General features: G+C 68.5%; 23 protein-coding genes. 5 read left to right on the forward strand and 18 right to left on the reverse strand.

Annotated elements, in window-relative coordinates; translation table 11 throughout:
• Positions 1-13 precede the first annotated feature (13 nt).
• Together ABIE45_RS26395 and ABIE45_RS26400 are read left to right on the forward strand one after the other, a co-directional pair.
• Complete coding sequence (locus ABIE45_RS26395) at positions 14-1,090, forward strand: HD-GYP domain-containing protein (protein WP_373622674.1); 1,077 nt, start codon at positions 14-16, stop codon at positions 1,088-1,090.
• A gap of 127 nt (positions 1,091-1,217) precedes the next feature.
• Entirely contained in the window at positions 1,218-1,712 is a 495-nt protein-coding gene (locus ABIE45_RS26400; RefSeq protein WP_192707684.1) for a CAP domain-containing protein, read from the forward strand.
• Positions 1,713-1,719: 7 nt separating this feature from the next.
• Here ABIE45_RS26400 and recJ read toward each other — a convergent pair whose 3' ends face one another.
• The 7 genes from recJ to ABIE45_RS26435 all read right to left on the reverse strand — a co-directional run bounded on the left by recJ (position 1,720) and on the right by ABIE45_RS26435 (position 10,753).
• The gene (gene recJ, locus ABIE45_RS26405) at positions 1,720-3,546 is read right to left on the reverse strand and encodes a single-stranded-DNA-specific exonuclease RecJ (RefSeq protein WP_192707683.1); all 1,827 of its coding nucleotides are present in this window, start codon (positions 3,544-3,546) and stop codon (positions 1,720-1,722) included.
• Between the two features lie 126 nt (positions 3,547-3,672).
• Positions 3,673-5,070, reverse strand: a complete 1,398-nt coding sequence (locus ABIE45_RS26410; RefSeq protein ID WP_192707682.1) for an NAD(P)(+) transhydrogenase (Re/Si-specific) subunit beta — start codon at positions 5,068-5,070, stop codon at positions 3,673-3,675.
• 4 nt (positions 5,071-5,074) lie between these two features.
• The gene (locus ABIE45_RS26415) at positions 5,075-5,530 is read right to left on the reverse strand and encodes a proton-translocating transhydrogenase family protein (protein WP_192707681.1); all 456 of its coding nucleotides are present in this window, start codon (positions 5,528-5,530) and stop codon (positions 5,075-5,077) included.
• Between the two features lie 24 nt (positions 5,531-5,554).
• Positions 5,555-6,766 (reverse strand): Re/Si-specific NAD(P)(+) transhydrogenase subunit alpha, encoded by a 1,212-nt coding sequence (locus ABIE45_RS26420; protein ID WP_192707680.1) that lies wholly within the window; start codon positions 6,764-6,766, stop codon positions 5,555-5,557.
• 209 nt (positions 6,767-6,975) lie between these two features.
• Positions 6,976-7,269, reverse strand: coding sequence for an aa3-type cytochrome c oxidase subunit IV (locus tag ABIE45_RS26425; RefSeq protein WP_192707679.1), 294 nt, complete (start codon positions 7,267-7,269; stop codon positions 6,976-6,978).
• A gap of 122 nt (positions 7,270-7,391) precedes the next feature.
• A complete protein-coding gene (locus tag ABIE45_RS26430) occupies positions 7,392-8,753 on the reverse strand; it encodes an AarF/ABC1/UbiB kinase family protein (protein WP_192707678.1) in 1,362 nt (453 codons plus the stop codon).
• A 128-nt stretch (positions 8,754-8,881) separates the two neighbouring features.
• Positions 8,882-10,753 (reverse strand): M3 family oligoendopeptidase, encoded by a 1,872-nt coding sequence (locus ABIE45_RS26435; protein WP_192707677.1) that lies wholly within the window; start codon positions 10,751-10,753, stop codon positions 8,882-8,884.
• A gap of 248 nt (positions 10,754-11,001) precedes the next feature.
• Between ABIE45_RS26435 and ABIE45_RS26440 the strand changes: the two genes are divergently transcribed.
• The 3 genes from ABIE45_RS26440 to ABIE45_RS26450 all read left to right on the forward strand — a co-directional run bounded on the left by ABIE45_RS26440 (position 11,002) and on the right by ABIE45_RS26450 (position 16,361).
• On the forward strand, positions 11,002-12,486 hold the full coding sequence (locus tag ABIE45_RS26440) for a sigma-54 dependent transcriptional regulator (protein ID WP_192707676.1): 1,485 nt from the start codon (positions 11,002-11,004) through the stop codon (positions 12,484-12,486).
• Positions 12,487-12,729: 243 nt separating this feature from the next.
• Positions 12,730-14,724 carry a L,D-transpeptidase family protein gene (locus ABIE45_RS26445; RefSeq protein WP_192707675.1) on the forward strand — a complete coding sequence of 665 codons (1,995 nt, stop codon included), beginning with the start codon at positions 12,730-12,732 and terminating at the stop codon, positions 14,722-14,724.
• Between the two features lie 146 nt (positions 14,725-14,870).
• The gene (locus ABIE45_RS26450; protein WP_192707674.1) at positions 14,871-16,361 is read left to right on the forward strand and encodes a DUF882 domain-containing protein; all 1,491 of its coding nucleotides are present in this window, start codon (positions 14,871-14,873) and stop codon (positions 16,359-16,361) included.
• Between the two features lie 128 nt (positions 16,362-16,489).
• On the opposite strand, the gene ABIE45_RS26455 is transcribed toward ABIE45_RS26450, so the two are convergent.
• From ABIE45_RS26455 to bchY, 11 genes are all read right to left on the reverse strand, one after another.
• The gene (locus ABIE45_RS26455; protein ID WP_192707673.1) at positions 16,490-16,744 is read right to left on the reverse strand and encodes a hypothetical protein; all 255 of its coding nucleotides are present in this window, start codon (positions 16,742-16,744) and stop codon (positions 16,490-16,492) included.
• Positions 16,745-16,933: 189 nt separating this feature from the next.
• Positions 16,934-19,624, reverse strand: coding sequence for a pyruvate, phosphate dikinase (gene ppdK, locus ABIE45_RS26460; RefSeq protein WP_192707672.1), 2,691 nt, complete (start codon positions 19,622-19,624; stop codon positions 16,934-16,936).
• Positions 19,625-19,786: 162 nt separating this feature from the next.
• Positions 19,787-19,930 (reverse strand): DUF3096 domain-containing protein, encoded by a 144-nt coding sequence (locus ABIE45_RS26465; RefSeq protein ID WP_012319762.1) that lies wholly within the window; start codon positions 19,928-19,930, stop codon positions 19,787-19,789.
• Positions 19,931-20,039: 109 nt separating this feature from the next.
• The gene (pufC, locus tag ABIE45_RS26470; RefSeq protein ID WP_192707671.1) at positions 20,040-21,143 is read right to left on the reverse strand and encodes a photosynthetic reaction center cytochrome PufC; all 1,104 of its coding nucleotides are present in this window, start codon (positions 21,141-21,143) and stop codon (positions 20,040-20,042) included.
• Between the two features lie 10 nt (positions 21,144-21,153).
• Entirely contained in the window at positions 21,154-22,134 is a 981-nt protein-coding gene (pufM, locus tag ABIE45_RS26475; protein WP_192707670.1) for a photosynthetic reaction center subunit M, read from the reverse strand.
• 77 nt (positions 22,135-22,211) lie between these two features.
• Complete coding sequence (gene pufL / locus ABIE45_RS26480) at positions 22,212-23,036, reverse strand: photosynthetic reaction center subunit L (RefSeq protein ID WP_192707669.1); 825 nt, start codon at positions 23,034-23,036, stop codon at positions 22,212-22,214.
• Between the two features lie 81 nt (positions 23,037-23,117).
• Entirely contained in the window at positions 23,118-23,309 is a 192-nt protein-coding gene (gene pufA / locus ABIE45_RS26485) for a light-harvesting antenna LH1, alpha subunit (protein ID WP_012319766.1), read from the reverse strand.
• 10 nt (positions 23,310-23,319) lie between these two features.
• Entirely contained in the window at positions 23,320-23,556 is a 237-nt protein-coding gene (gene pufB, locus ABIE45_RS26490) for a light-harvesting antenna LH1, beta subunit (RefSeq protein ID WP_192707668.1), read from the reverse strand.
• A 127-nt stretch (positions 23,557-23,683) separates the two neighbouring features.
• Positions 23,684-23,905, reverse strand: a complete 222-nt coding sequence (locus ABIE45_RS26495; RefSeq protein WP_192707667.1) for a hypothetical protein — start codon at positions 23,903-23,905, stop codon at positions 23,684-23,686.
• Positions 23,906-23,940: 35 nt separating this feature from the next.
• Positions 23,941-25,407 carry a chlorophyllide a reductase subunit Z gene (bchZ, locus tag ABIE45_RS26500; RefSeq protein ID WP_192707666.1) on the reverse strand — a complete coding sequence of 489 codons (1,467 nt, stop codon included), beginning with the start codon at positions 25,405-25,407 and terminating at the stop codon, positions 23,941-23,943.
• Positions 25,407-26,936, reverse strand: a complete 1,530-nt coding sequence (gene bchY / locus ABIE45_RS26505) for a chlorophyllide a reductase subunit Y (RefSeq protein WP_192707665.1) — start codon at positions 26,934-26,936, stop codon at positions 25,407-25,409. Before bchY ends, bchZ begins: the two co-directional genes overlap by 1 nt.
• Positions 26,937-26,938: the final 2 nt, after the last annotated feature.

The following is a 26,938-nucleotide window of genomic DNA, read 5'->3' on the forward strand; positions in this document are numbered from 1 at the left end:
CGAGGGAGCGACCGTGTTGGCCGTCGGCCCCCTACCGCGATTCTCTGCGAGCCCCTTCGTCCTGCTGATCTCGGACCGGCCGACCGAGCGAGCGGGGCTGGAGCGGGCGATCGCATTGGTGATGGATTGCCGGGCCATTTCGCCCGGTGCCGCTGTCCCGCACGAGCGGCCGCATCTGATCATTCTGGATCTGCCGCCCGCTCAAGTCGCGCGGATTGAGCCCGCCCTCAGCTATCCCGGGCCGCAGATACCGCGCCTGATGCTCGTCCGCGGGGAGCCGGCGCCCGCAGCCCCGCAGATCCGCCAGCTGCCCGCGGTCGCAGCCCGTCAGGTCGTGCTGGCGAACGCGTTCGCGATGATCGAGGAGGCGACGCGCTCGGCGCAAGTACGGGAGCGGCGGCTCGCCGACCATGTCTCCCAGGCGACCGCACTCGTGGCCGAACTGTTCGACAGCGCTGCCCTCGGCGCGCGGTTCCAGCGGGCCGACATCGACCGCGGCACGGAATTGGTGCTGGCCGCCGTATCGGAAGTGGGCATCGCGGCCTGGCTTGCCGAAGTCTGGCGCCACGATATCGGTGTCTACCAGCACACCCTCGGTGTCGCCGGTCACGCCGCAACGTTCGGCGCGCAGATCGGGTTCGGACGCGCGGATCTCGCGCGGCTGGTGACTTCGTCACTCCTGCACGATATCGGCAAGTCGCGCATTCCGGTCGAGATCCTGAACAAGCCGGGCCCGCTCAATCCCGAAGAGCTGCGCCTGATGCAGCGACATCCCGATATCGGCGCCGATCTGCTGCGGGCGCAGGGCGGTTTCGAGGATGCGGTGATCGACGTGGTCCGCCATCATCACGAGCGCCTTGACGGCAAGGGCTATCCGGACCGGCTGTCCGGCCCCGCGATATCGGACCTCGTCCGCATCGTGACGATCTGCGACGTGTACTCGGCGCTGACGGAACGGCGAACCTATCGGCAGCCTGCCAGTGCCGCGGAGGCCCTGGCTATCATGACTGATAGCAGCGGCCACCTCGATACGGCGCTGCTGCGCGCCTTCGCGCCCGCGATGCTGGGAAGCGCCGCGCTGGCCGCTTAAGGGCTTGCCGGCGTGGCACGGCGGCCACGAGCGTGCGCCGGGAAACCTCCTCTCGTCCGCTGCCGCGCTTTCGCCGCAACCGGGCCGGAGTGAGGCGCGCAGATTTCTCCAACGCGCCAGCCCGACCGTGCCGAACCTGAACCCCGCCTTTGCCCTGACCCTGCTGTTGACGCTGACCGGCTGCGGCGGCCTCTCGTTTGCGCCCGAGCCGACTGCCGAGAACGCGACTCAACCCGCGATCCTCGACGAGGTGTCGGCTGCAGCGGCTATCTCGGCCTATCGCCTCCAGCACGGGCTGAGCCCCGTGGTGGTGGATCCCGCGCTGGTGAAGGCTGCGGCGTTCCAGGCCGGCAACAATGCTCGCCATGGGCAGCTCAGCCACGAGATCGGCGGCAGCTTCACCTCGCGCATGGCATCGGTGGGCCTGGCGAAGTCCTGGGCCGCCGAGAACCTGAGCGCCGGCTCCGAGACCCTGGATCAGGTGCTCGCCCGGTGGAAGGCCAGCCCCGAGCACAACAAGAACATGCTGCTCCCGCAGATCCGCCGTATCGGTATTGCGCGGGTCGACGCGCCGGGCACCCGCTACAAGAGGTTCTGGGCCCTTGTGATGGCAGGTGCTTGAGGGGGCGCTACGGATCAGCCGGCGCAAGGTCGACGATCCGGAGCTGCGCCCGCTCGGCGCCGCGCCAGCGATCGCACGACAGGGTTCCCGCGACGTGCATCTCGCGGCCGATCCCGTTCAGCAGCGCGAGGCCGAGCGGTCGCTCGGCGGCCCGGAAGCAAATCGCCCCGACGGCCTGACCATCGCGGCTGCGCAGGCGTGCCCGGACGTGGCTTGATCCCACGACCCCGGCATCGACCAGCCGATGCCGTCCGAGCGCGAAGATGGGCTCCGGCGCACCTTGGCCGAACGGGCCTGCGCGCTGAATCAACCGGACAGTCTCGGCAGTCGCACCGCCGGCGCTGAGGCCGCCATCGATCAGGAGGGCATCGGCCGCGCGCGCGACGGCGACGCTCGCCCCGAGCAGCGCGGTCAGATGCGTCTCGAACCGCGGAATGTCGTCGGCGCGCACCGTGACGCCGGCCGCCATGGCATGGCCGCCGCCCTTGCTGGCGAGCCCCGCCTCCACGCAGGCCCGAACCGCGAGGCCGAGATCCGCCCCGGGGATCGACCGGCCCGAGCCCGTGGCACTGCCATCCGGGCGCATGGCGAACGCGAAGGCCGGACGATTGAAGCGCTCCTTCAGCCGCGACGCGATCAGCCCGACGACGCCCGGGTGCCACTCGGCGCTCGCCGTGACCAGAACGGCGCGTGCCGGATCGAGGCTGAGCGCGCGCTCCATTTCGGCCTCGGCCTCCATGACGGCCTGCGCCTCGATGGCTTGCCGCTCGCGGTTCAGCCGATCGAGTTCGGCGGCGATCCGAGCGGCCTCGCCCGGGTCGGCCGTGGTCAGAAGCCGGGCGCCGAGGCCCGAATCGCCGATGCGCCCGCCGGCATTGATCCGAGGCCCCAATACGAAACCGAGATGCCAGGATTCCGGCGGTTCGATCAACGAGGCCGCGTCGAGGAGCGCGGCCAGCCCCGTCCGGCTGCGATGACGCATCACCGTCAAACCTTGTGTGACGAAAGCGCGGTTGAGGCCGGTGAGCGGCACCACGTCGGCGACGGTGGCCAGCGCCACGAGGTCAAGGGCATCGGTAAGGGCGGGCTCGGGCCGGCTCGGCCCGAAAAACCCCTCTTGCCGCAGGGCGCGATTGAGGGCGACGAGCGTCAGGAAGACGATTCCGGCGGCGCACAGGTGGCCGAGGCCGGAGAGGTCGTCGAGCCGATTCGGATTCACGACCGCACGCGCCGGCGGCAGGACCTCCGAGGCGGCGTGGTGATCGAGGACGATGACGTCGAGCCCCGACTTCTCGGCTTCCTCCAGCGGTCCGTGTCCGCTCGTTCCGCAATCGACGCAGACGAGCAGGGTCGCGCCCTCAGCTGCCAAAGCGGTGATCGCCGTCACGTTAGGCCCGTAACCCTCGGTGATCCGGTCCGGGATGTGGATGGGTGCTTTCAGGCCGAGGCCGCGCAGGTAACCCGCCAGCAGGGCGGCACTGGCAGCCCCGTCGACGTCGTAGTCGCCAAAGATCGCCACCGTCTCGTTCCGCCGCACGGCGCGGACGAGCCGACGCACCGCGGCATCCATGTCGAGCAGCGTGTCGGGATCCGGCATCAGGTCCCGGAGGCGCGGGGCGAGGTGACGGGCGGATTCCTCCGGCATCACGCCGCGGCTGGCGAGGACGCGGGCCAGCAGCTCGGGCAGCCCGTGGGCCTGCACCATCTTGGCGATGTGGTTCTGGGTGGCCGCGCCGCCGCAGCGCTCCTGCCACCGCCGTCCGGTCACGGAGGCGGCCACACCCAGGAAGGCGGGCTGTTCGGCGAGGAGCGGGGCGCAGGACACGGGCGTCATCCTACACCGCGTTGGTCGCGGATGCGCGGGCGTCGCCGCAACAGCGCAGCCAAACCAAGCGAGGGCCGAAACGACAAAGGGCGGGCATCTCTGCCCGCCCCTGCCGCAAACCCGAGGGTTGAATGATCAGAAGGATTTCAGGATGCTGTCGACGACCTTCTTGGCGTCGCCGAACAGCATCATGGTGTTGTCGCGGAAGAACACCTCGTTCTCGACACCCGCGTAGCCCGAGCCCATGCCGCGCTTGATGAACAGCACGGTCTTGGCCTTCTCCACGTCCAGGATCGGCATGCCGTAGATCGGCGACGCCTTGTCGGTCTTGGCGGCCGGGTTGGTGACGTCGTTGGCGCCGATCACGAAGGCGACGTCCGCCTGCGGGAACTCACCGTTAATGTCCTCGAGCTCGAACACCTCGTCGTAGGGTACGTTCGCCTCGGCGAGCAGCACGTTCATGTGACCCGGCATGCGGCCCGCCACCGGGTGGATGGCGTACTTCACGTCGACGCCCTCCTTCTTCAGCATGTCGGCCATCTCGCGGAGCGAGTGCTGCGCCTGGGCGACGGCCATGCCGTAGCCCGGGACGATGATGACGCGCTCGGCGTTCTTCATGATGTAGGCCGCATCGTCGGCCGAGCCCTGCTTGACCGGGCGCGTCTCGACCTGACCCAATCCAGCCACGGCGGTATCGCCGCCGAACCCGCCCAGGATGACCGAGATGAACGACCGGTTCATCGCGTGGCACATGATGTAGGACAGGATCGCGCCCGACGAGCCGACCAGCGAGCCGGTGATGATCAGCGCGAGGTTGCCGAGGGTGAAGCCGATGCCGGCCGCGGCCCAGCCCGAGTAGGAGTTGAGCATCGACACGACCACCGGCATGTCGGCGCCGCCGATCGGGATGATGATCAGGCCGCCGAGCACCAGCGAGGCGATGACGATCAGCCAGAAGATTGCCTTCGACTCGGTGCCGATGAACAGCGCAAGCAGCAGGACGAGACCGGCGGCCAGCAGCGCGTTGATGAGGTGGCGCTGGGGCAGCATGATCGGCTTGCCGGACATGCGCCCGTCGAGCTTGGCGAACGCGATTACCGAACCGGTGAACGTGATCGCGCCGATGGCGACGCCGAGCCCCATCTCGAACAGCGACTGCTTGTGGAAGTGGCCGTTCTCGATGATGCCGAAGGCCTGCGGAGCGTAGAGCGCACCGGCTGCCACGAACACCGCCGCGAGGCCGACGAGCGAGTGGAAGGCCGCAACGAGCTGCGGCATGGCGGTCATCGGCACGCGCTTGGCGATCACCGCGCCGGCGCCGCCGCCGATGCCGAGGCCGAGGAGCACCAGGATCCAGGCACCGATCCCGGCCGGCGGGTGGCCGACCAGCGTGGTCAGGATGGCCAGCCCCATGCCGACCATGCCGTACAGGTTACCCTGCCGGGAGGTAGTGGGGTGCGAGAGCCCCCGCAGCGCCATGATGAACAGGACGCCGGCGACGATATAGAGAAGGGAGGAGACGTTCTCAGACACCGGCTCAGCCCTTCTTCTTGTACATGCCGAGCATGCGCTGCGTGACGAGGAAGCCCCCGAAGATGTTCACGCTGGCGAGCACGATGCCGATGAAGCCGAAGAACCGGGCAAGCCCGGTGCCCTTCTCGATGAGCGGGACGCCGACCGCGAGGATCGCGCCGACGATGATCACCGAGGAGATCGCGTTGGTCACCGACATCAGCGGCGTGTGGAGCGCCGGGGTCACTGACCAGACCACGTAATAGCCGACGAAGATCGCCAGCACGAAGATCGCCAGCCGAAAGACCGTGGGATCGACGGCGCCGCCCGTCGCGGCGCTGAGTCCGTGGCCCATGCCGTCGGCGATGACCTGGGCCTGATCGGCGGCGTTGCGGGCGACCGCGGCAGCGGCCCGTGCGGCATCAGCCAGCACACGGGCCTGATCGGCTGCCTGATCGGGAGGGACGATGACGGTTGCCATTCTGCTACTCCTCTCGACCGGTCTTCACTGCGCGCCGGAGGCCTTGTTGGCCTCCGACTTGGCGAGCCCCACGGACGCGGCCTCCGAGGCCGGCCCATCGGTCTTGGGCTGGAAGGATGCGTGAACGACGGAGCCGTCGCGGGTGAGGTTCGTGGCCTTCACCAGTTCGTCGTCCCAGTTGATGGCGAGCGCCTTCGACTCCTTGTCGATCAGGGTCTCGGCGAACGCGTAGAGGTTGCGCGCGTAGAGGCTCGACGCCGTCGCGGCGAGACGGCCGGGGACGTTGACGTGGCCGACGATCTTCACGCCGCGATCCGTGGTCACGACCTCGCCGGCCTTGGCTCCGGCGACGTTGCCGCCGCGCTCGACCGCGAGATCCACCAGGACCGAGCCCGGCTTCATGGACGCGACCATCTCCTCGGAGACCAGCTTCGGCGCGGCACGGCCCGGGATCAACGCGGTGGTGATCACGATGTCCTGCTTGGCGATGTGGCCCTTGACCAGCTCCGCCTGCTTCTTCTGGTACTCGGCCGACATCTCCTTGGCGTAGCCGCCTGCGGTCTCAGCCTGTTTGAACTCGTCGTCCTCGACCGCGACGAACTTGGCGCCGAGCGATTCGACCTGCTCCTTGGTGGCGGGGCGCACGTCGGTGGCGGTCACGACCGCTCCGAGGCGTCGCGCCGTGGCGATGGCCTGCAGGCCGGCGACGCCGACACCCATGACGAAGACGCGGGCGGCCGGCACGGTGCCGGCGGCGGTCATCATCATCGGCATGGCCCGGCCGTACTCGGCGGCGCCGTCGACCACCGCGCGGTAGCCCGCGAGGTTCGCCTGCGAGGAGAGAACGTCCATGACCTGCGCGCGGGTGATGCGCGGCATCAGCTCCATGGCGAAGCCTGCGACGCCGGCATCGGCCATCGCCTTCAGGGCAGCCTCGTTGCCGTAGGGATCCATGATCGCGATCACGGTGGCGCCGCGCTTGAGCTGAGGCAGCTCCTCGCCGCTCGGGCGCCGCACCTTCAGGACGAGGTCGGCGTCGCGCGCCGCGTCGGCCGCGCTTCCCGCGACCTCGGCGCCGGCCGCCTCGTACTCGCCGTCCAGAATGCCGGCCTTTCGGCCCGCACCCGACTGCACCACGACATCGGCACCGAGAGACTTGAACTTCTTGACGGTCTCGGGGACCGCGGCCACGCGCGGTTCCGCGGAGTCCGTCTCGGACAGCACAGCAATGCGCATGCGAGGATTCCCCTGGATAAGCTCGGCCCTTCGAATGCGCGAACCCTCGCGGCTTTTCGAGATGCGGACCTGCGGCGCAATGGTGGAACTTGGCCGAATGTAACTTGCGGTCAATCGAATCAACGACCACGCGTCGGCCGCCCGCTCAGAGATCACATGAGCGGGCCGAATGGTGGAGGGCGGACGTTCCGAGGACCGTTCCAGCAGCCTCAGGCGAAGAAGAGGTAGAGCAGCAGCAGGATGGCGACGACCAGCGGTCCGCGCCAGCCGACGGCCGGGGCCAGGGCACCAACCGCGCCCGCCGCGCCCGAGACAATCACGCCGACGATCGCCAGAAGCCACGCTTCGCGAATCCCGCCGACGGCCAGCGCCAGCACCCAGCAGATCACGACGCCGGTGCCGATCTCGACGAAGCGGACGAAGCCGCGATAGGTCTGCTCGTGCGTCCGCGCGTCCATCGCCGGGCTGTAGGTGTGCCCGGCCACCGTGTCACTCTCAGCCATCGTGCGCTCGTTTCCCTAAGACGCGACTTCTTGCGGTCACGGTGGGATGTAGCTCAAGCGTTTACCTGCCGCAATCGGACGCACGCAAGTTGATCGCTCTCTCGATGGGTCGACGGCGGGTATCAGGCCGGGTTCGGAAGCCCGGCCTCGGCCAGCGCCTGTCCCTGGCGTTCGGCCAGCGTGTCCAGCGAGAAATGCTCGATCTCGGCCTCGAACAACCGGTGGTAGTTAAGCTCCGACCGTAGGTGAAGAAACACCGCGCCGAGGCCGACCGCTGCGCGATCCATGAACACGAATTCCTGCGGAACGGTCACCGGGCCGCGCTCCTTCAGGGCCTGATGCACCTCGAAGGCCTGGCGCCGGCCGTACTCGCCGGGCTTCACGCCGTCCGCGACGGTCCGGGTCCGGTCTTCCAGGAGGGGGCCGTAGATGAAACGCGCCCAGATGTTCAGGATCTCGATCTTCTCCCGGTCGAGGTTCTTGAAGCCCCAGACTTCGTAGGCGTGGACGATCCGCGCCTCGTCGCCGGTCAGCAGGCCGCGGTAGAGATCCACGACGCCGCCGACGAAGCGGGGATGGAAGATACGCACACAACCGTAATCCAGCAGATTGATTCCAGCGGCCTCACCGCCTTCCGAGAAGACCGTGTAGTTCCCGAGATGCGGATCGCCGTGGATCACCGCGGCGCGGCTGAACGGGTGCCACCACGCCTTGAACATAGCCTGCGCGATGCGGTTGCGGATCTCGACCGGTTCCTCCGTGAAGCCGAGGATCTTGTCCCCGTCGAGCCAGCCGAGCGTCAGGAGGCGCCTGGTTGACAGGTCCGGATAGACCTTCGGCACGCGCACCGCCGCGATGTCCTTGAGGACCGCGCCGTAGAGGGCGGCATGCTTCGCCTCGCGCTCGTAGTCGAGTTCCTCTCGGACACGCGCACCGATCTCCTTGGCGATCTCGCGCGTGTCCAGCCAGGAATTCATGCGCCGATGCAGCGCGAATGCAAGTTCCAGCTGCTTGAGGTCGGCCTCCACGGCCGATTGCATATCCGGGTATTGAAGCTTGCAGGCGAGTCGCTCGCCATCCTTGGTGGTGGCGCGATGGACTTGGCCGAGCGAGGCCGCGGCCGCCGGCTTCAGGTCGAAGCTGCCGAACCGCGTCTGCCAGCCGGCGCCGAGCTCGGACTGCATGCGGCGGCGGACGAAGGCAGCGCCCATGGGCGGCGCGTCGGCCTGGAGCTTCTGCAATTCGGCCGCGTAGTCGGGCGGCAGAAGGTCCGGCACGGTGGCCAACAATTGGGCCACTTTCATGATCGGCCCCTTCAGGCCGCCGAGCGCCTGGGCCAAGGCCGCGGCGTTGGTGGTGCCCTCCTTGCCGAACAGCCGGGACATCGCCATCCGGGCGGCGACGCCCCCGACATTGGCGCCCACGCTGGCGTAGCGCCCGGCGCGGGCGGAGAAGCGGTTGGCTTCGCGATCGGTCTCGGCCATCTCTCGGTCTGCTTGTCTGCGGCTGACCGGGAGATATGCCGCGGGCGCTCGGACGCCAGGGGCGTGGGTCCCTGCGCCGCGGGGGGAACCCGCGATGACCGGCCTCGCGCGAGGCCGGTCATCGGTTGTCAGCCCTGCCTCTCCATTCCTTCCAGCTCCGCGATCATCCCCTCGATCATCCCGAGGCCGATCTGCCAGAACCCCGGATCCTTCGCGTCCAGGCCGAAGGGCGCCAGCAGCTCGCCGTACGGCTTCGAGCCGCCCGCCGAGAGCAGCGCGAAGTAACGCTCGACGAAGCCCTCCTCCGCCTGCGCGTAGACACCGTAGAGCGAGTTCACGAGGCAGTCGCCAAACGCGTAGGCGTAGACGTAGAACGGCGAGTGGATGAAGTGCGGGATGTAGGCCCAGAACGGCTCGTAGCCAGCATCCAGAGTGATCGCCGGTCCCAGCGACTCGGCCTGCACCGACAGCCACAGCGCGTTGATCTGATCGGTGGTCAGCTCACCCTTGGCGCGGGCCAGATGGACCTTCCGCTCGAACGAGTAGAACGCGATCTGGCGCACCACCGTGTTGATCATGTCCTCGACCTTGGCGGCGAGCATCGCCCGGCGCTGGGTCGTGTCGGTGGTGGCCCCGAGCAGCTTGCGGAACGTCAGCATCTCGCCGAACACGCTGGCGGTCTCGGCCAGCGTCAGGGGCGTCGGCGCCATCAGGGCGCCGTTCGGGCCGGCCAGCACCTGATGGACACCGTGGCCGAGTTCGTGAGCCAGCGTCATCACGTCCCGTGGCTTGCCCTGATAATTCACGAGCACGTACGGATGGACGGACGGCACCGTCGGGTGCGCGAAGGCCCCCGGCGCCTTGCCGGGCCGGGTCGGCGCGTCGATCCAGCTCTCGTCGAAGAAGCGCCGGGCGATGCCCGCCATCTTCGGCGAGAACGCGTCGTAGGCCGACAACACCGTGTCGCGCGCCTCGGACCACGGAATCGTGCGCTGCTCGACCTTCGGCAGCGGCGCGTTGCGGTCCCAATAGGGCAGTGTCTCCTGCCCGAACCACTTGGCCTTCAGCTTGTAATAGCGGTGCGACAGGCGCGGATAGGCAGCCCGGACGGCATCGACCAGGGCCTCAACCACCTCGGGCTCGACCCGGTTGGCGAGGTGACGCGCGTCGGCGACGTCCTTGAAGCCGCGCCAGCGGTCGGAGATCTCCTTGTCTTTGGCCAGCGTGTTGGTGATGAGCGTGAAGACCCGCAGATGGCCGCGCAGCACGTCGCTGACCGCGCCGGCGGCCTCCTTGCGGACGGCACCGTCGGAATCCTGGAGCTTGTTGAGCGTGGGCTCCAGCGGCATCTCTTCGCCCTGCACGGTGAAGCGCAGGGAGGCGATCGTCTCGTTGAACAGGCGGTCCCAGGCCGCGTTCGACGTGACGGACTTCTCAAGGAACAGCTTCTCTGTCCGGTCGTCGAGCTGGTGCGGCTTCTCCCTGCGAAGATCCTCGATCCAGGGCGCGTAGCGGGCGAGCGGACCGTCGGCCATCGCGGCATTCACCGCCGCATCGTCGACCCGGTTCAGCTCCAAGGCGAAGAACAGCAGATCGGACGAGGCGTTCGTCAGCCGCTCGCGCGTGTCGCCGTAGAACTTCGCCCGCGCCTCGTCGGTGGTGTCGCTGGAATAGACCAGCCCGGCGAAGGACATTAGCTTGCCGAGAAGATCCTCGATCCCCTCGTAGGCGCGGACCGCCTCGGCGAGGCGCGCGGACGCGTCGGCGCCGGAGGCGATCTCCGCGATGCGTCCGGCATAGGTTTCGGAGAAGCGCCGGCACTCCTCCTCGGCACGGCTCATGTCGGCGGCGAATTCCGGATCGTCGAGGCCGGCATAGAGATCCGAAAGATCCCATTCTGGGAGATGGCCGAGGTCGGCAGCCTTCGCGGCGGCGCGCGCGGCGCTCACGCCTTCCGGCAGTCGGACGTTCACCGGCAATGCGGTGTGGCTCGGCATCATGTCGCGCGTTCCTCTGAAAAGGGGCTCGGCCCCGTACCTTGATATCGAGTGTGCCGCCACGCGTTCAACGCGGCCGGTTTGCGTGGCCCGGTACGGCGCCTGACGATCCGATGGAAACGTCGTTAAGCGCCACTTTACGTCTCTCCGTCACCTTACGGCTCGAAACGAAACAGTCGCCGAATCGGAGCCTGCGGCCGGGACAAGTCCTGGGCCGCGTCTTTCGATCCGCGCGCCGTTCAGGAGCCGCCATGTCCACAACCGTGCTCATCGTGGACGACGATCCGGTCCAGCGGCGTCTCGCCGAGGCGGCGGTGCGCCGGTTCGGCTTCGAGGCGCGGGTCGCCGAGACGGGCGCGGAAGCCCTCACGCTGCTGAAATCCGAGGGCGCGGACGTGGTGCTCCTCGACCTAGTCATGCCGGAGCTCGACGGCCTCGGCGTGCTGGCGGAGATGCGCAAGAACGGACTCGCCACGCCGGTCATCGTTCAGACGTCCAACGGCTCGATCGATACGGTGGTCACCGCCATGCGGGCCGGCGCCGTCGACTTCGTCGTCAAGCCGGCCGGCGCCGAGCGGCTGCAGGTCTCGATCAAGAACGCCCTGCGGGTCGACACCCTGGAGGAGGAGGTGCGCCGCATGCGCCGCCGCGCCTCCGGCGCGCTGACCTTCAAGGACCTGACCTCCAAGAGCCCCGACATGGAGCGGGTCATCCGCCTCGCCGAGCGGGCCGCCAAATCCAACATCCCGGTGCTCATCGAGGGTGAGTCCGGTGTCGGCAAGGAAGTGCTCGCCCGGGCGATCCAGGGGTCCGGCGACCGGCGCGGCAAGCCGTTCGTGATCGTGAACTGTGGGGCCATCCCCGAGAACCTCGTGGAATCGACCCTCTTCGGCCACGAGAAGGGTGCGTTCACGGGCGCCACCGAGAAGCATGCCGGCAAGTTCGTCGAGGCCTCGGGCGGCACCCTCTTCCTCGACGAGATCGGCGAGCTTCCCCTCGATGCCCAGGTGAAGCTGCTGCGCGCCCTGCAGGAGGGCGAGGTCGACCCGGTCGGAGGTAAGCGCTCGGTGCGGGTCGACATCCGCCTCGTCTCGGCCACCAACCGTTCGCTGCTTGACCTCGTGAAGCAGGGGAAGTTCCGCGAGGACCTGTATTATCGCCTCAACGTCTTCCCGATGACCCTGCCGCCGCTGCGGGCGCGCCGCGAGGACATCCCCGACCTCGTCCGCTCGTTCTGCGCGCGCTTCGCCGCCGAGGAGGGGAAGCGGGTCCGGGCGATCAGCCCGGAGGCCATGGCACTGCTCACCCGCTATCCCTGGCCCGGCAACGTCCGCCAGCTGGAGAACGCCCTGTTCCGCGCCGTCGTCCTCGCCGACGGGGACGAGTTGACGGTCGCCGAGTTTCCGCAGATCGCAGCGCAGGTCGAGGGCTTCGACGTGCGCATCCCGGCGGCACCCACCCAGGCGCAGATGCCGGCATACGTTCCTGAGCCAGTCCGCGAGATCGTGCGCGTCGAGGTTCGCGATCCGCACGCCATGTCCCTCGTCGCCGAGGAGACCGGCGAGATGAAGCCGATGGACGTGCTCGAGGCGGAGATCATTCGTTACGCCCTGCAATTTTACCGTCAGCGGATGTCGGAGGTGTCGCGCCGCCTCGGCATTGGCCGGTCGACGCTCTATCGCAAGCTGAAGGACCTCGGCCTCGAGGACGGGGAGAAGACCGAGGACGCCGCTTGAGCGGGCGGTACGTGCGCTAGCGCACCACCCGTACTGGGCGGTCCTGCCGCTCCGAGAGCTGGACGCTGCTGACCGCTTTCGGTCGATAATAAGTCAGATCAAAAGCTGAGCAGACTAGAAGTCGCGACGGAAGCCGCAGGACCAAAATTCTATTCACGAAGACTGCGGTTGCCCAATGCCACGCTTGCGCGGATAATCACAATCTGAGCGTGCGGCTCTGCCGCCGCACCCTGGGAGATCACGATGCGCGTCCCGCGCTCCAGCCTCATGGCGCTGGCCGCCCTCTTGACCGGCACGCTGGCTTCGGCCGGCGCCTTCGGTGCCGAAACGGCCGCGCTCGACAAGGCGCTCGCTGATACGCCACCGTCGTCGTCGCCCGCGCAATCCGCGCCGTCGGATCCTGTCACGACGGCGATTCCCGATTACAAGCCGGACGCGCCCGCCGCCGAGCCCGCGCCGGCCCCGACGGTCGCGGCGCCGGTCGCGCCCGCTGATCCCCTCGGTGCCGCAATCCTGGCCCGCTTCGGAGACAACGCGCCGCTGCTCCTGCGCCTCACGGGCAAGGATCGCGACGCAATCCGGTCGTTCTACGAGGCCCGCGCCTACAAGCCGCTCTGGATCGCCGACGGTGCCTGGACCGAGGCCGCGAAGGCGGTCGCGGCACGGCTTGCGGCCGCCGGCGAGGACGGGCTCGACGCGCATGCCTACACGGTCCCCAATCTCGCCGAGAAGCCGGACGAGAAGGCCGTGGCGGATGCCGAGCTGCGCCTGTCCGCTGCGGCCGTCCTCTACGCCCGGGACGCGCGTGGCGGCCGGATCAATCTCGCGTCGATCTCGCGGCTGATCACTCCGAAGCTCGATCTGCCCGACGGGAACGCGGTGCTGGCGAAGCTGGCCGATGCCGGCGCGAAGACCGGCGATACGCTTCAAAGCTACAACCCTGCCACCCCGGGCTTTCTGGCCCTGAAGACGCGGCTCGCTTCTCTGCGCGGGCCGGCGCCCGCGGCGGTGAAGCCGCTGCGGCTGCCGTCCGGCCCGGCCCTGCGCGTCGGGATGCACGATCAGCGCGTTCCGCTTCTGCGCGCGCATTTCGGGCTTGAGACCCGGCCCGCCGGCACGTTCGACCGCGGCCCCGGCGAACCGGAGGATTACGATTCCGTCGTCGCCGACGCGGTCGCCAAGTTCCAGCGCGGCCGCGGGCTGCCCGGAAACGGCGTCCTGAACGTCCAAACCGTGCTGGCTCTGGCCGATTCCGGCCGGTCGGCGCGCCCGACGGGCAGCGAGGCCGAGCTGATCGTCAACATGGAACGCTGGCGCTGGCTGCCGGGCGATCTTGGGTCCGACTACATCCTGGTCAACATTCCCGAATACCGCCTGCGCGCCTATCGCGGCGGCACTCTGCGCGACGAGGCGCGCGTCATCGTCGGCAAGCCGGAATCGCGCACGCCCCTGTTCTCGGGACTGATGGAATACGCCGTCGTCAACCCGTCCTGGTACGTGCCGCCGTCCATCCTGAAGACGATGGCGCCGAAGCTCGCCGGCTACGGCGGCAAGACCTGGGGCGGCTACGAAGTCGTCCGCCATGGCGGCCACATCTCGCTGCGCCAGCCGCCGGGCGAGCGCAACGCGCTCGGCTTCATCAAGTTCATGTTCCCGAATCAGCATGCGGTCTATCTGCATGATACGCCGAACCGCTCGCTGTTCTCGGCGTCCAAGCGCGACTTCAGCCACGGTTGCGTGCGCGTGGACGATCCGTTCCGCCTCGCGGACGTGGTCCTGCCGGACTGGTCCGAGGAGCGGCTGAAGAAGCTGATCGGCAAGGGCGAGCGCACGCTCCGGCTGCCGGAGAAGCTGCCGGTGCACCTCGCCTACTTCACCGCCTATGTCGACGATGGCGGCACCTACCGCACGCTGCCCGACCTCTACGGATACGACGCGCCGATGCGTGCAGCCCTCGGGCTGCCCGGCGGCGGGAATCCGGCGATGGCCCGGCTGCCGGACGAGGCGCCGCGGCGCAAGGCCGAGCGTACGCCGACGCCTGCACAGGCGCGCACCGTTCAGCGCCGGGTGACGCACCGTCACGTCGCCGACGAGTGGCCGGACAATCGCTACGAAGAGGTGACCGTGCCCCGCCGTGCGTCGCGCCGCGCCGCGCGGGCCGACAGCGCTCCGGAATTCGGCGAGCCCGGACTCTGGACGCCGGCCCCGCAGCAGCCGGCCCCGCGGAGCTGGTGGTAGCCGAAGGTCTTCGGCAGTCCGCAACTTTCGCGTGCGCGGCCGCACAGCCGGGCACGATTTCGCCACGGTCGAGCCTTAGCCGTTTCAGCCGGGAACCCGGCCTGACACCCGCCGGGCACAAGCGCCGGCAGAGGATCAGGACTATCGTGCCGAGTCTCCTGCGCCCTCTCCGCACCTTCGCCCTGGCCCTGACGGGCGTCGCGCTGGGCCTGGTCGCCGGCACCGCCGAGACCGAGGACGCGGTGGCGAACGGCGACACGCGCACGCTCACGATCTATCACACGCACACGCAGGAGAGCGCGACCATCACGTTCAAGCGCGACGGCCGCTACGACCGCGCCGCCCTCGAGCAGCTGAACTGGCTCCTGCGCGACTGGCGCGTCAACGAGCCCACCAAGATGGATCCGCGCCTGTTCGACACGGTCTGGGAGGCCTACCGGCAGGTCGGCGCCAGCCAGCCGATCCACGTCGTCTCCGCCTACCGTTCGCCCGGCACCAACGCGATGTTGCGCCGCCGCTCCAAGATGGTGGCCGAGTACAGCCAGCACATGCTCGGCAAGGCCATGGACTTCTTCCTTCCGGACGTCTCGATCGATCGCATCCGCGAGGTCGGCCTCCAGATGCAGCGCGGTGGCGTCGGCTGGTACCCGCATGCCGGTACCCCGTTCGTGCACCTCGATGTCGGCTCCGTGCGCATGTGGCCGCGCATGACGCACGATCAGCTCGCCCGCCTCTTCCCCGACGGCAAGACCGTGCTGCTGCCGAGCGACAACCGGCCCTTCCCGCGCTACGAGGAGGCGAAGGCCGAGATTCTAGCCCGAGGCGGCACCGTGGCGGGCCTCACCACCCAGATGGCGAGCGGCGAGGAAGAAGACGGGCCAGGCCTGTTCGGCTTCCTCGCGAGTCTGTTCGGTGGCGGCCGCTCCGCTCCGGACCCGGTGCCGGCGCCGCCGCCCGCCGTCGCGGCGAAGGCCCGCCGGGCACCCGTTGTCGCCGTGGCGAGCGCCGACCCGCAGGACCCGGTCGGCACGCGGACCGCCCTCGCCTACGCGGCGCCCACTACCGACGATTCCCTGCGCAGCTCGCTGGTGCCGCGCGAGCAGGCCAAGGCGCCTGACGGCAAGCCTGCCGACGCCAAGTCGCTGCTGACCGGGGCTCAGCCAGCCGCCGCAGCCGAGGAGGCGGTGCTGTCGGTGGTGGCGCCGCTGCCGCCGCGCCGGCCCTCGGATGTTGCCGCCGTCGTGGCGGCCATCACGATGCCGCTCCCGCCGCCGCGGCCGGTCCAGTTCGCCGCACTGAACGGCGGTATGGCCAACCTCTCGGCCCCGGTCGAAAGCCGGGCCGCGGCCGCGACGCCCGCCAAATCCCGCGCCCTGGTTGCCCCAGACGCCGACGCCAAGATTCAGTTGCGTGCCCTGTTCGACGCAGTGTCAGCCGGTGCCGTGGCGTCGCCGGCGAGCCGTAACGCGCCGGTCCGCGTCGCGGCCACCCGTGTCCGCGATACGGCACCCGACGCCGTGGTCGCGGCAGCGCCGGATCGCGTCGCGACGCAGTTCAGCGCGCGTAGCCCCGGCGATGACCTGACGGCGGCCCGGTTCACCGGCTCAGCGGCCCGCGCCGTTTCAGGGTCGCGCTGAATTCGGTCTACCGTCCGGCAGATCCGGACTCGATCGCTCGTTCAAGCATCGCGTGCACGCGGCTGACGGTTCGATCCCGATCGAGTCAGTCTGCTGGAAAGACCGGTGGGCGCCGTGTCTGGACGAACTCAGCGCAGCGGCTTCGAGAGATTGACCGCCAGGGCCGCCACGAGCGTCGCCGCGTAGCCGTCATCCTGGGTTCCGGCGATCCGTTCGGCCTCGCCGCCGCTGTTGGCCGCAACCGACATCATCAGCATCACGGCCGTCGTCAGGCCGCCCAGGCCCGCGACCAGTGCCAGGTAGGCACGCGCGGCGGCGCTTGGGGCCGCTACGACAGCGTGGGTCTCGCCGACGCACATCGGGCTGGAATCAGGATGGATCATGGCCGATGATTCCGACGGGTGACGCAGGCCCCGGGGCGGATCGACTAGGAACACGCACAACCCGTCGGCTCAAGCAGTCAACGTGCTGTTCTGGAGCGGGTTCGTACTGACGAAAACATTTTCAACCGGTATTTGACCGGTTGGTTGACGAGCCCGATGAGGGCGCCCGCAGGCGCCCTCGGCTAACGTTCAGCCTTCCTTGCCCGAGACCTTGCCGAGAGCGGCCTGGGCGGCCGCGAGCCGGGCGATCGGCACGCGGTAGGGCGAGCAGGAGACGTAATCGAGCCCGACTTCCTGGCAAAATCCCACCGAGGCCGGATCGCCGCCGTGCTCGCCGCAGATGCCGAGCTTGATGTCCGGGCGGGTCTTGCGGCCGCGCTCGACGCCGATGCGCACCAACTCGCCCACACCCTCCTGGTCGATGGTGATGAACGGGTCGGCCGGCAGGATGCCCTTCTGAGTGTAGGGACCGAGGAAGGTCGCCGCGTCGTCGCGGGAGATGCCCAGCGCCGTCTGCGTCAGGTCGTTGGTGCCGAAGGAAAAGAACTCGGCCGTCTCGGCGATCTCGCCGGCCTTGAGGGCAGCCCGCGGCAGCTCGATCATGGTGCCGACCTGATAGTCGAGTGTGGCACCTTTCTCCTCGGCGACCGCCTTCGCCATGGCGTCGATGCGCGCCTTCACGATGTCGAACTCGGCGCGGGTGAAGACCAGCGGCACCATCACCTCGGGCGTGACCGGGCTGCCGGTGTCGGCGGCAGCCTGGACGGCGGCCTCGAAGATCGCCCGAGCCTGCATCTCGGCGATCTCCGGGAAGGCGATCGCCAGACGGCAGCCGCGGAAGCCCAGCATCGGGTTGTGCTCGGACAGCTCCCGCGTCCGGTGCCGGATCTTCTCCTCCGAGACGCCGGTCGCCTTCACGACCTCGGCGACTTCGGCGTCGGTGTGCGGCAGGAACTCGTGCAGCGGCGGATCGAGCAGGCGGATCGTGACCGGCAGGCCGGACATGATCGTGAACAGCTCCAGGAAGTCCTGGCGTTGATAGGGCAGGATCTTGGCGAGCGCCGCGCGGCGGCCCTCGGCATCGTCCGCCAGGATCATCTCGCGCACCGCGATGATGCGGTCACCCTCGAAGAACATGTGCTCGGTGCGGCAGAGACCGATCCCCTCGGCGCCGAAATTGCGCGCGGTCCGGGCATCAGTCGGCGTATCGGCGTTCGCCCGCACCTTCATGGTCCGGATCGCGTCGGCCCATTCCATCAGCGTGGCGAAGTCGCCCGACAGCTCGGGCTCCAGCATCTTCACCTCGCCCTGAATCACCTGCCCGGTCGAGCCGTCGATGGTGATCTTGTCGCCGGCCTTCAGCGTGATGCCGCCGACCGTCAGCGTCTGCGCCTTGTAGTCGATCCGGATCGATCCGACGCCCGAGACGCAGGGCTTGCCCATGCCGCGGGCGACGACGGCCGCGTGGCTGGTCATGCCGCCGCGGGTGGTGAGGATGCCCTCGGCGGCGTGCATGCCGTGGATGTCCTCGGGCGAGGTCTCGATGCGCACCAGGATGCACTTGCGCTCGGCCTTGCGGTGCGCCTCCGCGTCTTCCGAGTTGAAGACGATCTCGCCGGTCGCCGCGCCGGGCGAGGCCGGCAGGCCCGAGGCGATGACCTTGCGGTCCGCCTTCGGGTCGATGGTGGGGTGCAGGAGCTGGTCGAGGGCGCCGGGCTCGACCCGGCCGATCGCCTCGTCACGGGAGATCAGGCCCTCGCCCGCCAGATCCACGGCGATGCGCAGGGCGGCCTTCGCCGTGCGCTTGCCGTTGCGGGTCTGGAGCATCCAGAGCTTCCCCTTCTCAATGGTGAACTCCATGTCCTGCATGTCGCGGTAATGCGATTCCAGGATCTCGTAGATCCGGGTCAGCTCCGCGAAGCTTTCGGGCATGGCCTTCTCCATGGAAGGCTTGTCGCTCTCGGCCTCGATGCGGGCCTTCTCGGTGATATTCTGCGGCGTGCGGATGCCCGCCACCACGTCCTCGCCCTGGGCGTTGATCAGGAACTCGCCGTAGAGCGCTTTCTCACCGGTCGACGGATTGCGGGTGAAGGCGACGCCGGTAGCGGACGTGTCGCCCATGTTGCCGAACACCATGGCCTGCACGTTCACGGCCGTGCCCCAGCTCTCCGGGATGTTGTTCAGCTCCCGATACTTCTTGGCCCGGGGAATCATCCAGGAATTGAATACGGCGCCGATCGCGCCCCAGAGCTGGTCGTCGGCGCCCTGCGGGAAGTCCGAGCCGTGCTCGTCGCGCACGATCTTCTTGTAGATCTGGATCAGAATTTTCCAGTCCTCGGCGCCGAGCTCAGTGTCGAGCTCGAAGCCCTTACTCTCCTTGTAGTGCTCCAGCGCTTCCTCGAAGGCGTGGTGCTCCACGTTCAGCACCACGTTCGAGTACATGGTGATGAAGCGGCGGTAGGAATCGTAGGCGAAGCGCTCGTCATCGGCCTCCTTGGCCAGCGCCAGCACCGTCTCGTCGTTCAGGCCAAGGTTGAGGACCGTGTCCATCATGCCCGGCATGGAGGCCCGGGCGCCGGAGCGGACCGAGACGAGGAGCGGGTTCGCTGCATCGCCGAATTTGCGGCCGGTGAGCGTGCCGACCTGCGCAAGCGCGGCCGCGACCTGATCCTTCAGCTCCGGCGGGTAGGACTTGCCGTGGTCGTAGAAGTAGGTGCAGACCTCGGTGGTGATGGTGAAGCCGGGCGGGACAGGCAGACCGAGGTTCGACATCTCGGCCAGATTGGCACCCTTACCGCCGAGCAGGTCGCGCATCTGCGACTTGCCCTCCGCCTTGCCGTCGCCGAAGGCATAGACCCACTTCGCGCTGCCGGTCGCCATGTCGAACCCGTCCGTATCTGGTGCCCGGCGACGGCCGAGCTGATGGGCGGGGTTGGACTATCCCGCAACGCAACGCAAGATGAACGCGCGATGGCAGTGTGCCTGGGTCGCTGACGGGTCCAGCGGTCTGTCAGGTCCGCCCCCTCGTGCTGCGGGCGCCGCTCAGTGCAGGATCCCCAGACCGATCACGCCGACCACGATCAGGTAGATCGCCACGATGTAGTTGAGCAGCCGCGGCATCACCAGGATCAGGATCCCGGCCAGGATCGCGATCAGCGGCTGCAGGTTGGAGATGGTGATCGTCACGGGCGTCTCTCCTGGCCGAGCTTGGCCGTCGGTATCGACGCCTCTACGTGTTGCATGTTCCCTGTAGCTTGCGTGGAGCGGCCGGGTGGCCCGGCCGCTCCAGAGCCGATCAGGGCTTCGGCGTCGGCTTGTCGGTGCCAGGGATTGGGTCCTTGGCCTCGCCGGTCGGCAGGCTCACCGAGATCGTCGGGTGAGACAGCTCCGGATAGGGTTCGATCACGTTGGCGCCGTTCAGCGGCTTGTTGGCGCCGTTGTGGCAGGTGGCGCAGTTGATCTTCGGCGCGTCACCAAGAACCCCGAGGCGGTTCCGCGGGAAGGTCGAGGTCAGCGGCGTCATGTAATCCTGGTTCAGGTCGCGCACCATGCGGATGCCGTACCAGGCATGGACCCGGTTGGGCGTGCTGGTGTCCCATTGCGCAACCGACCGGGTGTTGTGGCAGAAGGTACAGTTCACGCCCAACGATTGCGACATGCTGATCATGATCGCGAACGTCTTCTCGGCGTCCTGGATCGGCTTGCCCTTGGTCTCCGGTAGCGCCGTGGTGGCGTTGACCCGGACGGCGTCCTCCGACGTCTCCTTGTGCTGGTAGAAGGCCTGATAGACGTCGTAGGGCAGCGAGGTGTTGCCGACTTCCGGCGAGGCCAGGTTCTGGCTGTTGTTGCGCGGTCTGAAGCGTCCCGCGCCCTGGACCGGATGATCGAACCAGATATTGGCCGGCACCGGGTTGCCCCGGTGGCAGGTGTAGCAGGTCACGCCGGCCTGATGGACGTGGTTCTCTTTCCAGGATGAGTTGATGTATTGCGTCATCTGCAGCATGCGCCGGGCGACGCGCTTCTGGTAGAGCTCGTCGGAGGCCATGTTCTCGGTGCTGTGGCAGTACGTGCAGCCCTGCTGCGGCGCGACCCACTCGGTGATCGACACCATCAGACGGTTGAACTGCTCGGCCGAGAGATCGCCGAGCACCTGCACGTTCTCGTAGACGGCCGAGGCCTTCTCGCCCCCCGCATCCGCGGGATCGGCCGGTGCCGGCGCCCGGTTGGCTTCCGACAGCGCCTCGTTACCGGCCCGGGTCCGGATCAGGTCCATGCCGGTGCCGCGGAAGCCGGTCTGCTTGACCGCCATGGGCGGATGGGTCCAGCCCGCGCCGCCGAACATCGCGATGGTGAGGAACAGGGCCAGCGCCCCGCCGACAACCGCCAGAATCGTCTTCATGACGGCCTCCTCACGGCCTCGGGCCAGGTGCGAGATGGGCGGGATCCACGATCGGGCCGTAGACCTGCGGATACGAGGGCGCGACGTGGTGCTTGACCGCCCAGAGGTACCAATTGTCCACCACGGTGCCGGTGAGCAGGATGCCGATGCCGCCGGTCAGCGTGGTCAGGACCGCGAACCACCAGGCCCAGCGATGGACCGATTCCATCGTGGCGTTGAAGCCCATGGTCCAGCGCCAGAACAGGGCGGCGCGCTCGGTGGCCGTGCCGCGGTCGACGATCTGGTCGATCTCGCGCTCGGCGCCGTAGCGCGAGCAGGCCAGGATCGTGCCCCCGTGCATCGCGAACAGCAGCGTCGATCCGTAGAGAAACGTGATCGAGAGCATGTGGAACGGGTTGTAGAAGAGGTTTCCGTACCGGAGCGAGAACGCCGCGGTCCAATCGAGATGCGGGAAGATCCCGAACGGCACGGCTTCCGACCATGAGCCCATCAGCAGCGGACGGATGAAGCCGAGGACCAGGTAGAGCCAGATCGCCGACGCAAAGGCCCACGGCACGTGGAGACCGAGGCCCAGCGCCTTCGCACGCTTGTAGAGGTGGACCCACCAGAGCAGGATCGACGCGGTCAGGAAGAAGCCGGCGATCAGCCACCAGCCGCCCTCGTTGAGCGGCGGCAGGACCTTCAAGCCGTATTTCGGCAGGGGCGGCTCAAGGGCGAGCCACGGCAATTGCCGGACGAACTGTATCGGGTCCCAGTTCACCGACGCCCACATGTTGAGACCGATGATCTCGAAGGCGATAACACCACAAGTGATCGACAAGGCCGCGATGTAGCCGATGTAGATCGGCCCGACCTGACTGTTGCCGATGAGCCCGAACAGGTAGCTGTTGAACGGCCTGCCCACGCGGTCGTCGGCCGCGACGGGAACGCCGTGCTCCGGCACGAGCGGGCGCACCTGAACCTGCGTGAAGATGTTCTGGTAATAGGCCATGGCCTGCCCTCCCCCGGAGTGCCGCGCGCTCGGCGGCGGCTCGCATCACCCGTGTCGTCTCGCCAAGCGTCGGCCAGTCATCGCCAGACCGGCAGGTTGAGCCACCAGCCCCACCATTGCGGCCAGCCCTGCGTCCAGAACGGCCCGCTGATCACGATGCAGACCGCGCTCCAGAACCCCGCCGAGAGAGCAAGGAACAGCCCGAGGCGGTGGATGCCGAGGGTGCCGATCGAGTAGCCGATCGTGTCGCGGAAGAAAGTGTCCTCGTGCTCGGGCGTTTTCACGGTCTCGCCCTTCTTCGGGTTGGTCGCCGAGAGGATCAGGCCGCCGTGCATCGCCAGCGCCAGCGTGGTCGTGAAGAAGAACGTCACGGCGAGCATGTGCGCCGGGTTATAGTGAAAGTGTAGGTACTGATATCCGGTGTTCGATACCCAATCGAGATGGCTGAGGATGCCGTAGGGAAAGCCGTAGCCCCAGGCCCCCATCAGGAACGGGCGGATCACCACGAGGGTGAAATACGCGAAGATCGCCATCCCGAAGGCGACCGGCACGTGGTAGCCGATGCCGAGCTTGCGGCAGATCTCGACCTCGCGCAGAGCCCAGGACACGAACGAGCCGAGCGCGCAGAAGGTTATGATCTGCCAGAGGCCGCCGTCCTTCAGCGGTGCGAGCTTCAGCCCGTAGCTGATGTCGGGCGGCGCGATGTTGATCTGCCAGATGTTCCAGGTCGGCCCGATCGCCGCGCCGTAGATGACGAGCGCGGTGCCGAGCACCGTGAAGAACATTCCGACCACGCCGAAGAAGCCGACGAAGAACGGCCCGACCCAGAAGTCGAACAGGTCGCCGCCGAGCAAGGTGCCGCCGCGGACCCTGTATTTGCGCTCGAAGCTCAGCATCGCCATGGCGGCTGCTCCTCAGTCAGGCCGGAGAAGAGGAAGGATGGGGTGACCGCGGCCCTCGCGCGCCGCGGTCCGGACCGGCGGTCAGGCCGGCATCTGCGGCAGCGCGAGCGTGATGGTGTTCTCGGCGGCCTTGTTGTTGCGCGGACCGTCCAGCCAGTTGAACCGGTCGGTCGAGAGCAGGATGAAGTGGATCAGCAGTGCCAGGATGAAGAGGAAGGTGAACAGAGCCACCAGCGTGCGCCGCGGATCGAACAGCAACCAAACCTTGTGCATCCGATCCTCCTCAGCCGATCATCGTGACGAGGGCGTGGGCCGCGTCGCGAACGCCCTCAAGGGAGGCGTAGCCCTGCGGTCCAGGGAGCCACGGACGCCACAGCCAGACGAGGATGTGGGCGACCACGGCAATCGCCGTGAAGATGAGGAAGCTCGTCAGGAAGATCGCGTGGAACTCCTTGGCTTCCGGTTCCGTCAGCCCGGACAGGCTGCTCGGTCTTTCTGTCGTGATGGGTCCACTCGCCATCGTTCAGACCTCCGTGTGTTGGCCGCACCTCTGGCGAGGCGCGACGGGTTCAGCCGTGATGCCTGGTGGCGGTCACGGCCCGACTTCCCCCGCGTCACCGGACGGAAGTGTCTCACTCAGGGGCGCATCAGCCCATGAAGGCGAAGGGAATCGCCTGAACCGCCATTGCGCGGGCCTCGCCGAACACCGAGCGGTGCGCCGGCGCGAGGCCCGGCCGGGCCGTCTCGCGGGCGGGCCTGAAGCGGTTCAGCGTCGCCGCGGCGAGGAAGAACGGGTAGGTCGCCGTCAGGATCAGCCGGAACTGAAGCGCTTCTTGGTGCTGGCGGCCGGTCGGGACCATCGTTCGCATCGTCAGGTCTCCTCTGGGTGAAACGAAAGGGGCGCTCATGCGGGGATCCCCGCGGCGAGATCGGCCCGGGCCCGCGCCACATGGGCGGGCGCAACGGCGTCGGATTCGGTGTCGCGGGCGGCGCGCTCGGCGGCGTCGCGCAGGCGCTTGGCGGCGGAGATGCGGGCCAGCACCGGCTGTGCTTCGACCAGAGCGTCGAGGGCCTGTCGCGCCGCCTCGTCCCAGGGCAGCTCGGCGTGGCGCCGTGCCGGTGTCGCCTCGACCTTGTCCATGTCGCGGGCGAGCGGCAGGATGTGGAAGAGGGTGTCGAACAGGGCGTTGCAGACCTCCTGGACCAGGTAGGTCGCGCCGGCGTAGCCCATGAACGGCGTGCCGGTGTGCCGCCGGATAATCGCCCCGGGGAACGAGGCCGGGATGTAAGTCGCCCGGGCGCCGCACTCCGCGAGGTACATCCGCTCGTTGAACGAGCCGAACAGGACCAGCGGCGGTTTGGCGGCGATGGCGGCGCGGACGGCGGCATTGTCGGGCTTCAGCCCGGCCGAACGGCCGAAGGCGAAGTGGCAGGGCAAGCCCATCTCGTCTTCGAGGAAGTGGCGCACGCCCCGCGCGTAGGTCTCGGTTGCGACGATGCCGAAGCTCGCGGTGCCGAAGAAATCCTGCGTCACCGACCGCCACAGGTCCCAGACCGGCTTAATCGTGGTGTGGCGCTCGCGCTCGATGAACGGCTCCGGGTCGAGGCCGAGGATTTCGCCGAGCGAGCGCAGGAACTTGGTGGTCGAGATGATGCCGATCGGCGCCTGCAGGTAGGGCCGCTCCAGATCCTCACAGAGCAAGCGGCCAAACTCCCGGTAGAGGCAGATATTGGCGTCTGCGTTGACGAGCTTGGGCACGTCGGCGAGGTGCGCGCCGAGCGGGAAGGTGAGGTTCACCTCTGCGCCGATCCCCTCGACCAGCCGCCGGATCTCGGCGAGGTCGGAGGGCATGTTGAAGGTGCCGTAAGCCGGGCCGATCAGGTTCACCCGCGGCTTCTCGCCGGGCTTCTTCTCCGGTCGGGCCGGGATGCCCTTCTTCGCGAACTTCTTCGCCCCGTATTCCTGCCAGAGCCAGCGCATGGCCCGGTCGGCGGCCTGCCACTGATCCTCGTCGATGGTGCGCGGCAGGAAGCGCTGGAGGCCGGTGCCCTCCGGGGTCACGCCGCCGCCGATCATCTCGGCGATGGAGCCGGTGACCACCACGCTCGGCTGGCCCGGATCGAGGGTGGCGTGGGCGCGCTTCATGGCGCCCTCGGTCCCGTAGCGGCCGAGTTCCTCCTCCGCGAGGCCGGTCACGACGATCGGCAGCTCGTGCGGCGGCAGCGCGTCGGTGTAGTGTAGCACCGAGGTGACCGGCAGGTTCTCGCAGCCGACGGGACCGTCGATGACGACCTGCAGGCCCTTGATCGCCGTGAAGACGTAGACCGCACCCCAGTAGCCGCCGGCCCTGTCGTGATCGAGGATCAGCATCAGGCCATCTCCCCGATCGGCTTCTTCGGGCCCTCGATCTTCGGTCCCTGGCGCTTCTGCGGCACCTCCTGCCACACGCCGGCGGCGTGGCCGGTGCCGACGCCCTCGAAGAAGTCGCGCATGGCGTCGAACCGCGCCCGGTTGCCCAGGGCGGCGTTGATCACCGTGGCAAGCGAGCCGGCGCCGGCCGCACCCATCAGTGGGCGCGCCGAGATCAGGTTCGTGAAATAGAGGGCCGGCGTGCCGCGCTCCTTCGCCCGCTGCACCACCGGCGTCGTGCCGATGGCAAGGTCGGGCTTCAGCGATTCGAGGGCGAACAGGTCATCCTCGAGCGAGGCCCGGTAACGCACCTGCGTGCCGCGGGATTCGAGCCAGTCGCGGTCGGCCTCCGACCAGGGCGTGCGCGGGCAGGCGGTGCCGACATACGGAACCTCGGCGCCGCTCTCGACGAGGAGGCGGGCCACGAGCAATTCCGAGCCTTCGTACCCGGACAGCGTGATCCGGCCCTTGATCGGCATCGCGCCGAGCGCCCCGCGGATGCCGGGCAGGATCCGGTTCTTGGCCGCCTCGACGGTGGCGCGGGCAACCCCGCAGGCTTCGCCGATCCGGTCGAGCCAGTCGGCGGTGCCATCGATGCCGACCGGAGCGGAGCCGACGACCGGGCGGCCCGCCGCCTCGAACTCACGGATCGAGGCCGTGTAGAACGGATGGATTGCCGCCACTGCCGCGCAGTCGAGGGCGGCGTACAGCTCGCGCCATTCGCGGGTTGGCACGACCGGCCCGGCGGCGAGGCCGAGCGGCTCTAGGAGCGATCCGATCACCACCGGGTCGGCGGGAAACACCTCGCCGAGGAGCGCCACGCTCGGCCGCTCGGAGCGGCCGCCGCGAGGTGCTGCCACCGGGCCCTGCTCGGCCTCCGCGCGGGCGACCTTCAGCATGGCGCCGGCCAGCACGTCCTTGGCCTCGGCATGGGTCGGTACGCCGAATCCCGGCACATCGATGCCGATCACCCGGACGCCGTCGATCTCCTTCGGCAGCAGCCGGAGGGGCACGCCGGAGGCGGTCGGGACGCAGAGGTTGATGACGACGACGGCGTCGTAATCTTCCGGCTTCGCGGTGGCGTGGACCGCCTCGCGGATGTCCTCGAACAGCTTGCCGGTGACGAGCGTCTCCGAGTTGAACGGCACGTAGCCGACGCTCCGCTTCGCCCCGTAGAAATGGGACGTGAAGGTCAGGCCGTAGACGCAGCACGCAGAGCCGGAGAGGATCGTGGCGGTGCGGCGCATGCGCAGGCCGACGCGTAGCGAGCCGAAGGCCGGGCACATGCTCTGCGGCTGGTCGTGCGGGCCCTGCGGATAGTCAGCCCGCAGCTGCGCCAGCGTCTCCGACATCCCCGCGGCTTCCGCGGCCGCCACCATCGCGTCCTTCCCGGCATGGCAGCCGAGGCCGTCGCCTTTCGTGGCGGCGAGGTCGCCGTTGGCCGGCGCCTTCCGGGCCCGCAGATCGGCGATGTCGAGGGAGACGGCCATGC

Origin of the sequence: Methylobacterium sp. OAE515 (assembly GCF_041806315.1) — a bacterium.
GTDB lineage: Bacteria > Pseudomonadota > Alphaproteobacteria > Rhizobiales > Beijerinckiaceae > Methylobacterium > Methylobacterium tardum.

Coding starts and splice junctions, on each gene's coding strand:
- pufM (WP_192707670.1), bottom strand. CDS start 22,134: ATGGCCTATTACCAGAACATCTTCACGCAGGTTCAGGTGCGCCCGCTC.
- ABIE45_RS26425 (WP_192707679.1), bottom strand. CDS start 7,269: ATGGCTGAGAGTGACACGGTGGCCGGGCACACCTACAGCCCGGCGATG.
- ABIE45_RS26430 (WP_192707678.1), bottom strand. CDS start 8,753: ATGGCCGAGACCGATCGCGAAGCCAACCGCTTCTCCGCCCGCGCCGGG.
- pufA (WP_012319766.1), bottom strand. CDS start 23,309: ATGCACAAGGTTTGGTTGCTGTTCGATCCGCGGCGCACGCTGGTGGCT.
- recJ (WP_192707683.1), bottom strand. CDS start 3,546: ATGACGCCCGTGTCCTGCGCCCCGCTCCTCGCCGAACAGCCCGCCTTC.
- ABIE45_RS26495 (WP_192707667.1), bottom strand. CDS start 23,905: ATGCGAACGATGGTCCCGACCGGCCGCCAGCACCAAGAAGCGCTTCAG.
- ABIE45_RS26455 (WP_192707673.1), bottom strand. CDS start 16,744: ATGATCCATCCTGATTCCAGCCCGATGTGCGTCGGCGAGACCCACGCT.
- ABIE45_RS26445 (WP_192707675.1), top strand. CDS start 12,730: ATGCGCGTCCCGCGCTCCAGCCTCATGGCGCTGGCCGCCCTCTTGACC.
- ABIE45_RS26440 (WP_192707676.1), top strand. CDS start 11,002: ATGTCCACAACCGTGCTCATCGTGGACGACGATCCGGTCCAGCGGCGT.
- ppdK (WP_192707672.1), bottom strand. CDS start 19,624: ATGGCGACCGGCAGCGCGAAGTGGGTCTATGCCTTCGGCGACGGCAAG.
- pufL (WP_192707669.1), bottom strand. CDS start 23,036: ATGGCGATGCTGAGCTTCGAGCGCAAATACAGGGTCCGCGGCGGCACC.
- ABIE45_RS26435 (WP_192707677.1), bottom strand. CDS start 10,753: ATGATGCCGAGCCACACCGCATTGCCGGTGAACGTCCGACTGCCGGAA.
- bchZ (WP_192707666.1), bottom strand. CDS start 25,407: ATGCTGATCCTCGATCACGACAGGGCCGGCGGCTACTGGGGTGCGGTC.
- ABIE45_RS26420 (WP_192707680.1), bottom strand. CDS start 6,766: ATGCGCATTGCTGTGCTGTCCGAGACGGACTCCGCGGAACCGCGCGTG.
- pufC (WP_192707671.1), bottom strand. CDS start 21,143: ATGAAGACGATTCTGGCGGTTGTCGGCGGGGCGCTGGCCCTGTTCCTC.
- pufB (WP_192707668.1), bottom strand. CDS start 23,556: ATGGCGAGTGGACCCATCACGACAGAAAGACCGAGCAGCCTGTCCGGG.
- ABIE45_RS26415 (WP_192707681.1), bottom strand. CDS start 5,530: ATGGCAACCGTCATCGTCCCTCCCGATCAGGCAGCCGATCAGGCCCGT.
- bchY (WP_192707665.1), bottom strand. CDS start 26,936: ATGGCCGTCTCCCTCGACATCGCCGATCTGCGGGCCCGGAAGGCGCCG.